The organism is Vibrio sp. J1-1 (assembly GCF_021728395.1).
Taxonomy (GTDB): Bacteria; Pseudomonadota; Gammaproteobacteria; order Enterobacterales; family Vibrionaceae; genus Vibrio.
The window spans coordinates 87,581-96,174 of the sequence record NZ_JAKKCM010000016.1; the positions used below are offsets into that span (position 1 = coordinate 87,581).

General features: G+C 44.9%; 9 protein-coding genes and 2 tRNA genes. 3 read left to right on the forward strand and 8 right to left on the reverse strand.

The window, feature by feature from the left end; translation table 11 throughout:
• Window positions 1–10: 10 nt before the first annotated feature.
• Genes L3V31_RS19750 through phoB form a run of 3 tightly spaced genes read right to left on the reverse strand, consistent with a single transcriptional unit; the run spans window position 11 to window position 3,004 of the window.
• Window positions 11–976: a phosphate ABC transporter substrate-binding protein PstS family protein gene (locus tag L3V31_RS19750; protein ID WP_237318613.1), complete on the reverse strand. Its 966-nt coding sequence runs from the start codon at window positions 974–976 to the stop codon at window positions 11–13.
• On the reverse strand, window positions 976–2,274 hold the full coding sequence (phoR, locus tag L3V31_RS19755; protein ID WP_237318615.1) for a phosphate regulon sensor histidine kinase PhoR: 1,299 nt from the start codon (window positions 2,272–2,274) through the stop codon (window positions 976–978). The genes L3V31_RS19750 and phoR overlap by 1 nt, the downstream gene beginning before the upstream one ends.
• A 40-nt stretch (window positions 2,275–2,314) precedes the next feature.
• Window positions 2,315–3,004: a phosphate regulon transcriptional regulator PhoB gene (phoB, locus tag L3V31_RS19760; RefSeq protein ID WP_237318617.1), complete on the reverse strand. Its 690-nt coding sequence runs from the start codon at window positions 3,002–3,004 to the stop codon at window positions 2,315–2,317.
• A gap of 224 nt (window positions 3,005–3,228) precedes the next feature.
• Here phoB and rdgC point away from each other — a divergent pair, with 224 nt between their 5' ends.
• From rdgC to L3V31_RS19775, 3 genes are all read left to right on the forward strand, one after another.
• Window positions 3,229–4,143 (forward strand): recombination-associated protein RdgC, encoded by a 915-nt coding sequence (rdgC, locus tag L3V31_RS19765; protein ID WP_237318619.1) that lies wholly within the window; start codon window positions 3,229–3,231, stop codon window positions 4,141–4,143.
• A gap of 165 nt (window positions 4,144–4,308) precedes the next feature.
• Window positions 4,309–5,709, forward strand: coding sequence for a tRNA 5-hydroxyuridine modification protein YegQ (yegQ, locus tag L3V31_RS19770; RefSeq protein WP_237318621.1), 1,401 nt, complete (start codon window positions 4,309–4,311; stop codon window positions 5,707–5,709).
• A gap of 2 nt (window positions 5,710–5,711) precedes the next feature.
• Window positions 5,712–5,966 carry a YfhL family 4Fe-4S dicluster ferredoxin gene (locus L3V31_RS19775; protein ID WP_014230901.1) on the forward strand — a complete coding sequence of 85 codons (255 nt, stop codon included), beginning with the start codon at window positions 5,712–5,714 and terminating at the stop codon, window positions 5,964–5,966.
• A gap of 42 nt (window positions 5,967–6,008) precedes the next feature.
• Here L3V31_RS19775 and L3V31_RS19780 read toward each other — a convergent pair whose 3' ends face one another.
• From L3V31_RS19780 to L3V31_RS19800, 5 genes are all read right to left on the reverse strand, one after another.
• Window positions 6,009–6,317 (reverse strand): hypothetical protein, encoded by a 309-nt coding sequence (locus tag L3V31_RS19780; protein ID WP_237318622.1) that lies wholly within the window; start codon window positions 6,315–6,317, stop codon window positions 6,009–6,011.
• Window positions 6,318–6,641: 324 nt separating this feature from the next.
• Window positions 6,642–7,481 (reverse strand): penicillin-insensitive murein endopeptidase, encoded by an 840-nt coding sequence (mepA, locus tag L3V31_RS19785; RefSeq protein ID WP_237318624.1) that lies wholly within the window; start codon window positions 7,479–7,481, stop codon window positions 6,642–6,644.
• 12 nt (window positions 7,482–7,493) lie between these two features.
• A complete protein-coding gene (locus L3V31_RS19790; protein WP_237318626.1) occupies window positions 7,494–7,826 on the reverse strand; it encodes a DUF1904 domain-containing protein in 333 nt (110 codons plus the stop codon).
• A gap of 535 nt (window positions 7,827–8,361) precedes the next feature.
• A tRNA-Trp gene (locus L3V31_RS19795) sits at window positions 8,362–8,438 on the reverse strand.
• Window positions 8,439–8,473: 35 nt separating this feature from the next.
• Window positions 8,474–8,550 (reverse strand) — tRNA-Asp (locus tag L3V31_RS19800).
• Window positions 8,551–8,594: the final 44 nt, after the last annotated feature.

Below are 8,594 nucleotides of genomic sequence, written 5' to 3' on the forward strand. Positions count from 1 at the left end.
TAAAGTCGGCTTATAAGCCGACTTTTTTTAGTTCTTCTGCTGCGAAGTCAGCTGTGATTGGTACGTAACCATCTTTCTCAACCAACGCCTGTCCTTGAGCAGAGAAAATAAATCGGATGAATTCTGCTTCGAGAGGTGAGAGCGGAAAATCCGGATGCTTATTTACGTAGACATAGAGAAAGCGCGAAAGTGGGTACTTACCCGTCACGATGTTATCCCGAGTTGGACTTATGTAATCTGTGCCAGTTTTAGCGATAGGTATCAGACGTACTCCCGATACTCGGTAGCCAACCCCAGAATAACCGACACCACTTATTGTAGATGCCACAGACTGCACCACTGAAGCAGAGCCTGGCTGCTCATTGACACGGGTTTTAAAGTCACCACCACACAAGGCATTACTTTTAAAATAGCCATAAGTACCCGACACCGAGTTACGACCAAATAGTTGCACATTACGTTTGGCCCATTCGGCTTGTACTCCGAGCTGTTGCCAATTAGTGATGAACTGGCTTTCACCACAACGCAACGTTGCTGAAAATATCGCATCCAGTTGCTTAAAGTTAAGCCCCGATATTGGATTATCCTGATGAACAAAGATACCGATAGCATCAATCGCAACACGCAAGGCCGTCGGCTTGTACCCGTGTCCACTCTCAAAAGCTTCGATTTCTCTCAGGCGCATAGGACGACTCATAGGTCCGAACTGGGCGGTTTGTTCTGCTAAAGCAGGAGGCGCTGTTGACGATCCTGAGGCTTGAACCTGGGCATTAATGTTTGGATAAATGGACTTAAACTCTTCGACCCATAACGTCGTCATGCCCGCTAATGTATCGGATCCAACTGACAGCAAATTGCCAACGATACCTGTTGTTTTTTGATAGCTAGGCAAAGGCTTACCTTTTGCTAAAGACACACCTGACAACGTCAATGTAATCAGAGTCACCAGCCCGGACTTTATCACTCTAGACACCATTATTTCGCCACCAAACGGCCTGGGAGCACAAAAGAGAACCTGCTCCCTACTCCGACCTCACTCTGGATTTCTAGATGAGAGTCATGATGGCTGAGCGCGTGCTTCACAATCGCAAGGCCCAGACCACTGCCCCCCGTATCACGCGATCTAGCCTTGTCTACGCGATAAAAACGTTCCGTCAGTCGGTGTAAGTGTTGCGGCTCTATACCATCGCCACTGTCTTCAACTTCCAAACAGGCTCCTTGTGCATTCTGATACCAGCGCACATTAATATTGGCGCCTGGAGGGGTATATTTCACGGCGTTATACACTAAATTAGAAATTGCACTACGAAGCTGGTCGTCATCCCCGTACACGCGTAGGCTTTCGTCTACATCGAACTTCAGTTTATGATGATCGTCGCCACTCAAGCTTGCCGCTTCTTTTTCCAGCACTTCGAGCATTGCAGGAACATTGACGATATCTTCTAGTTCATGCATCGGTGCAGCTTCTATCTTGGATAACGTGAGCAATTGATTAACCAATGCGTTCATGCGATTAAGCTGCTCGGTCATAACGCCATGAGCCTTGGTCCACATAGGGCCTACAATCATATCTGGATCTTCCGTCATCTCCAGGTAGCCTTGCAGGACCGTCATCGGCGTTCGCAGTTCATGAGAAACATTGGCAAAAAAGTTACGGCGCATGCCTTCCAGTTGTTTCAACTGGCTGACATCACGCACGACCATCAAGTGCTCGCCTTCAGTATAAGGAACGATACGCAACTCTAGCATACGCTCCACATTGATAGGTGAACGCATTTCTAGCGGCTCAGAGAAATCTTGCTTATTGAGGTATTTAATGAAATCAGGCGTGCGAATCAGGTTTGAAATCGGTTGACCCGAATCTTCTGGCCAGTGAAAACCCAAAAGATGCTGAGCAAGTTTATTACACCAGACAATATTGCCTTCCGCTCGGAATACAACCACAGCATCCGGCAAAGATTCTGCGCCATTTCTAAAACGACGAATGAGATTAGTAAGCTCTTTACGCTTACGGCGTTGACGTTGTTGCAAGCGGTATAGGCCGTTAAAGAGAGACTCCCAGTTGCCACTGCCAGAAGGAGGAGTAAGACGCTTTTCGTCCCATAACCAAGAGGACAATCGAACTTGATTATGCAAATGCCACGCAAGTTGCAACGCCGTCGCTGCTAATAGCAACCACGGCATATAACCGAATATCCAACCTATTATCACCCAGGGTGTGTAAAAAAAAGCCAGCTCCCAGGCCAGCTTTTTCCACGTTAATCTTTCAACCACTCATTACTCCAAAAATGGGACCGATCAGCTGGCTACTAACTTATGCCTTAGTCGAGAAACGGTAACCCGCACCACGCACCGTTTGGATCAATTTATCATGGCCTGCTGATTCTAAAGCTTTACGTAGACGACGGATGTGTACATCAACGGTACGATCTTCAACATACACGTTAGTACCCCATACGTTGTTCAGTAGTTGTTCACGGCTGTAAACACGCTCTTGGTGCGTCATGAAAAAGTGCAACATCTTGAATTCCGTAGGGCCCATATCAACGGCGCCGTCGTTAGCAGTAACACGATGTGATACAGGATCAAGCTTCAGGCCTTGTACATCAATGACGTCTTCTAGTGCAGTTGGAGTGACACGGCGGATAACGGCTTTCAGACGAGCAACCAGCTCTTTCGGTGAGAAAGGCTTGGTGATGTAATCATCTGCACCCACTTCTAAACCACGAACCTTGTCTTCTTCTTCACCACGCGCCGTCAGCATGACAACAGGAATATTGCGTGTCAGCTCTTCACGCTTCATATGCTTGATGAAGTTAATACCACTACCACCTGGTAACATCCAATCCAGTAAAACTAAATCAGGGAAGGGTTCAGCCAGTTTGGTTACGGCAGTGTCGTAATCTTCTGCTTCCACCGCTTGGTAACCTTTCTGTTCAAGTACGAAGCAGAGCATTTCACGAATCGGAGCTTCGTCTTCAACAACCAGAATCCTTCTAGACATAATTGAATAACCTTATGTTTGTTGAGCTAATAAATTTAAGAGACAAAGCGCCCCTCGATGCATAAGCATTATCACTACCAATTATGACACTTTTGTGACCTTTGAAAACAAATTTTCACATAACTTTCTTTTGGGGTTCATCCTGATATTTTTCATTTCTATTAAGACATCAGCAAAAAAATTCCCTATGATTAGTCCCTTGTCATCAAGCCTAGAGAAGATTTATGTGGTTTAAAAACTGTCTGGTATACCGCGTTAACCGCGAGATTAACTTCAATGCAGATCAACTAGAAACTCAACTTGCTGAGTTTCAATTCACCCCTTGTGGCAGTCAAGATAAACAGAAATTTGGCTGGGTCAGCGCAATGGGTAGACATGGCGACATGATGACTCACGTATCAGAGAATCGCATTCTGATTTGCGCTAAAAAAGAAGAAAAGATGCTGCCAGCATCCGTGATCAAAGACTCTCTAAATGCAAAAGTGGAGGCGATGGAAGCTCAAGAAGGTCGCCCGCTAAAGAAAAAAGAGAAAGACAACCTAAAGGATGACATCGTGATGGATTTGCTGCCTCGTGCATTCAGCCGTAGCAGCCACACTCATGTGTTAATCATGCCAAAGGAAGGCTTCATTCTTGTTGATGCTAGCAGCTATAAAAAAGCGGAAGATGTACTAGCACTACTGCGTAAAACCATGGGCAGCTTACCTGTTGTCCCAGCTATCCCTGAAGTAGCCATTGAAACAACATTGACTGAATGGGTGAAAACCGGTGACACGCCACAAGGCATCACAATGATGGACGAAGCCGAGCTGAAATCCGTACTGGAAGAAGGTGGAGTGATCCGCTGTAAGAAACAAGAGCTAACCACGGATGAAATCCGCAATCACATCGCAGCAGATAAAGTTGTCACTAAACTTGCACTTAACTGGCAAGATCGGATCGAGTTCATCATGGCAGAAGATTCAGGCATCAAACGCCTGAAGTTCTCTGACGAATTGAAAGACCAAAATGATGATATCCCACGTGAAGATCAAGCCGCTCGTTTCGATGCCGACTTTTCACTCATGTGCGGTGAGTTCAGTGCATTCCTACCAAATCTATACGAAGCGCTAGGCGGGCTGCCAAACCCGAACGACTAAAATAACCCTACTTTCTACTAGCTACGCCCCTACTTTTTATGGGGCGTTTGTTCACCAAAAGCACAATTCTCCTAGTCACAGTTCACATTTTGACGTAAAATTTGCGCCCCATTTCCATAAGGTGGAATTGGCCTGACTTGTGATCAGATATAAGAGAATTGAGCAATGACAACTGAGAAAGCATTCGTACCTGAGCTACTGTCTCCTGCGGGCAGCCTTAAAAACATGCGTTACGCATTCGCCTACGGCGCTGATGCAGTATACGCAGGCCAACCTCGCTACAGCCTTCGTGTACGTAATAACGAGTTTAACCACGATAACCTAAAAATCGGTATTGATGAAGCGCATGCCCTAGGCAAAAAGCTTTACGTGGTATGTAACATTCAGCCACACAACTCAAAGCTAAAAACTTTCATTCGCGACCTAAAACCAGTCGTAGAAATGGGCCCAGATGCACTAATCATGTCTGATCCTGGTCTAATTATGATGGTTCGTGAAGCTTTCCCAGAAATGCCAATTCACCTTTCTGTTCAAGCTAACGCAGTTAACTGGGCAACGGTTAAGTTTTGGGCTGCAAACGGCGTTGAGCGCGTAATCGTATCTCGTGAGCTTTCTTTGGAAGAAATCGAAGAAATTCGTGAGCATTGTCCTGAAACAGAACTAGAAGTGTTCGTACACGGTGCCCTATGTATGGCTTACTCTGGCCGCTGTCTGCTATCTGGTTACATCAACAAGCGTGACCCTAACCAAGGCACTTGTACTAACGCATGTCGTTGGGAATACAAAGTTGAAGAAGGCAAAGAAAACGACGCTGGCGATATCGTTGAGAAATTTGATCCATCTGAAGCACAGCCTGTCGAAGTGCAAGATGAGCGCCCTGAAACGACTATAGGTCGTGGTAAACCAACTGATGAAGTGGTTCTCCTTTCTGAAGCTCACCGTCCAGAAGAAAAAATGGCAGCTTACGAGGATGAACACGGCACTTACATCATGAACTCTAAAGACCTTCGTGCTATCCAGCACGTTGAGCGTCTTACTAAGATGGGTGTTCACTCACTTAAAATTGAAGGCCGTACTAAATCGTTCTACTACTGTGCTCGTACCGCTCAGGTTTACCGTAAAGCCATTGATGATGCTGTAGCAGGAAAACCATTCGATGAAAGCCTAATGAGCACACTAGAAAGTCTGGCTCACCGTGGCTACACAGAAGGCTTCCTACGCCGCCATACTCATGACACATACCAGAACTACGACTATGGATACTCAGTGTCTGATGCTCAACAGTTCGTTGGTGAATTTACAGGTAAACGTCGTGGCGACATGGCTGAAGTAGAAGTGAAGAACAAGTTCCTTGTAGGTGATAGCCTTGAGCTAATGACACCAAAAGGTAACGTTGTTTTCACCCTGGAAGCAATGGAAAACCGTAAATCACAATCAATCGAAGATGCAAAAGGTAACGGCCATTTTGTATTTATCCCAGTGCCAGAAGATATGGACTTAGAGTACGGTCTGTTAATGCGCAACCTAAACTCTGGTCAGGACACTCGTAACCCAACTGGTAAGTAATCATGGCATTACTCATTACCGATAAATGCATTAACTGTGACATGTGTGATCCAGAATGCCCTAACGGCGCAATCAGCATGGGCGACAGTATTTTCGAAATCGACCCGGATTTGTGCACCGAGTGCAAGGGTCATTATGATAAGCCGACCTGTCAGTCCGTTTGTCCTATTACGAAATGCATTATCACCGATCCTAATCATGTCGAAACGGAAGAGCAGTTGCTAGAAAAGTTCGTGATTATCCAAGGATTGGCGTAGTTAGATAAGGTTCAACTTTGTACGTAAAGTTGAACCTTTTTTTTAACCCGATTTTTCGATGGGATAGATATTGCAGAATAACTCTTTCTCAAAATGATACTCTAGTCTCTCTCGCCAGTTCTCCGATTGAGACACAGGAACTAAATAGAAATTCTCCCGGCTTGTATCAGTAACGAAAGCCATCCCGTATTGCATCAGCTCGTAATGCACATCATTAACAAACCCCGGGTCAAGACGCTGACGCCCTGTCAGATGATTCAAATCTTCTCGAGTCAAGAAGACTCCCTTGGTCTCACTGCTAAATCTGTGTCTTAACCACTCTGCAAACTCTTTTGCACAAATCATAGTCATGGTTTTATCCTTGATTAACTCTATTGGCGGGAAACACCACTCAAACCCACCTCAATGCAATTGTCTGCGTTGCTATTTCTCGTTTTACCAAGCGACAGACATATTGAACAGAAATCAGAGTATCGCGACAAAAAGAACTAAAAAAACAGAGGTATTAATGTAAAAAACATAGCCCTTTGTTTATTTGAGATTCCTATAACATGCCATCCAAACTAATTAGGTTAATTTTTGTATTGGTAATATTCACTGTAGACAAAAGTATGATGTTTCTCCAGTTTCATAACGGAGATTCGCTAAAAGGCTATAAGAAGCTCAACAGAGTTTTTAATTAGTGCGAATAAGTGGCTGACATTGCGGTGGAATCACTTTCTCACGTTTTGGCTTTGCCACCACATTTTTAGCCGAAGGTTTTGAAGGCACTACCGCTTTAGGTTTCCAGCTCGCTAACTCATAACCACAACCATCTCCAGCCGGAGGAGGAGCTTGATCAACGCAATTTCGGCTGGAATCCGGGCAAGATAATCTGACATGAAAGTGATAGTGGTGCCCCCACCAGGGACGAACTTTACTCAGCCAAGAACGATCTTTACCTTCTTCTTCCTGTGAACATAGCTGCTCTTTAATGACAGGGTGAACAAAGATACGAGCGACACCTTCACTCTGAGCAGCATAACGAATAAGTTTAAAATGTCTGTCATCCCAGCGATGATCAAGTATTGAGTACCCTTTAAGATCTACCACACTCATTGGTTTAGGGAGTTGTAACTCATTGTAGGAAAGCGGTTGGTCAGCTAAGCGAAGCCATATATCAATATCTAAACCAGTTTGATGACTAGAGTGACCAGAAGAGAAACGACCACCTCGAGGCAACGATAAATCACCAATCAACAAATTGGTACTTAACTCTTTATTCGCTTTCAAGGCAAGGCTTTCAATAAATGAGATCGTGTTTGGGTGACCATAGTAGCGGAGCGATCTACTTCGTAGGACTTGATAACCAGTTCCCTCTAAAGGTAAGGGGTAGGCGCCATCCAAACAGCCATTAGCATAGCTGCCTATAGAAGAAGAGGAATTGTGAGTGGGAGTTGATACTTGCTCCCACGGAGTTGCACAAAGAGATGCTGAGAAAATAAAACTCAAATAGGGAAATACTCTCAGCTTCATAGAAATCACTCCTTAATAATGCTCACCATTATCATAGTAGGATTTAGGAGAGAGTGATGTGAATATCACTGCGACATCAATATCTTCACCCACTATACCTCTGACTTGCTGAGTAATGGTTTTAGCAACTTTATCCTGAACATTCTGGCCACGATCAAACCAAAGCACTTCTACAAAAGGGTATGCCGCGAAAACTTCACCTTCACTAAAAAACGTCGTATAGATGTATTCAAAAGTAAAGTCCTCACGTGGACATTCCATCAGAGGTTGCAGTTCATCAGTGAGAGGTTTTGATAAAGCCTGAACCGTTTGAGGCTCTACAGCCCGGAATCGAAAATGTGGCATAAACGAACTTTCCATTATTAGAATTAAGCCGCGATCATAACAAGAAGTTCGTTTTTTATCACCCGGCGCACACTATGGTCTAATCCAAACTCCAACTAGAGCAAGGAACAAACTAAGTTTAGAACTATTTAAATAAAGGGGAAATGAAAGTACCGGTGGTATCGTTCGAATAGAGCAGAACAAAAAGAGAAAGGTAGAGATTAAACCACTCGTTCACTGTCGATAAGAACAGGTTACGCTAGTCGGGAAATAAGCTGCTCTGACAATAGGAATATTAGACATCCTAGAAAACGACTCTACAATCCCCAAACTACAGACGCAAAAAAGCCCCGCTATTTCGAACGAGGCTCTTAATAATGGCTGGAGTGGGCCAGACTGGCGATCCAGAGATTCGATGGGGCTTGCCCCCAAGCTCCCAACATGCGCAGATCTTTCAATATTGGCGGAATCCGCTGAACTGCCAGTTAAAGCTACTACAAATCCTAAATTACAGATGTAAAAAAGCCTCAGTCTTTCGACTGAGGCTTCTTAAATATGGCAGGGGTGGAGAGATTCGAACTCCCAACACGCGGATTTGGAATCCGCTGCTCTGCCAATTGGAGCTACACCCCTGTGGTTCGTATTTTATGAGACGACTCTCGAATAAGTGGCGGAGTGGACGGGACTCGAACCCGCGACCCCCGGCGTGACAGGCCGGTATTCTAACCAACTGAACTACCACTCCGCAGTGGTATCACTCGCTTAAGCAAGTGTCCAAAATTTAAAGCC

Excerpts from the sequence above, each read along its gene's own strand:
- L3V31_RS19750 (WP_237318613.1), bottom strand. The coding sequence starts at position 976 with ATGGTGTCTAGAGTGATAAAGTCCGGGCTGGTGACTCTGATTACATTG.
- phoB (WP_237318617.1), bottom strand. The coding sequence starts at position 3,004 with ATGTCTAGAAGGATTCTGGTTGTTGAAGACGAAGCTCCGATTCGTGAA.
- rdgC (WP_237318619.1), top strand. The coding sequence starts at position 3,229 with ATGTGGTTTAAAAACTGTCTGGTATACCGCGTTAACCGCGAGATTAAC.
- yegQ (WP_237318621.1), top strand. The coding sequence starts at position 4,309 with ATGACAACTGAGAAAGCATTCGTACCTGAGCTACTGTCTCCTGCGGGC.
- L3V31_RS19775 (WP_014230901.1), top strand. The coding sequence starts at position 5,712 with ATGGCATTACTCATTACCGATAAATGCATTAACTGTGACATGTGTGAT.
- L3V31_RS19780 (WP_237318622.1), bottom strand. The coding sequence starts at position 6,317 with ATGACTATGATTTGTGCAAAAGAGTTTGCAGAGTGGTTAAGACACAGA.
- mepA (WP_237318624.1), bottom strand. The coding sequence starts at position 7,481 with ATGAAGCTGAGAGTATTTCCCTATTTGAGTTTTATTTTCTCAGCATCT.
- L3V31_RS19790 (WP_237318626.1), bottom strand. The coding sequence starts at position 7,826 with ATGCCACATTTTCGATTCCGGGCTGTAGAGCCTCAAACGGTTCAGGCT.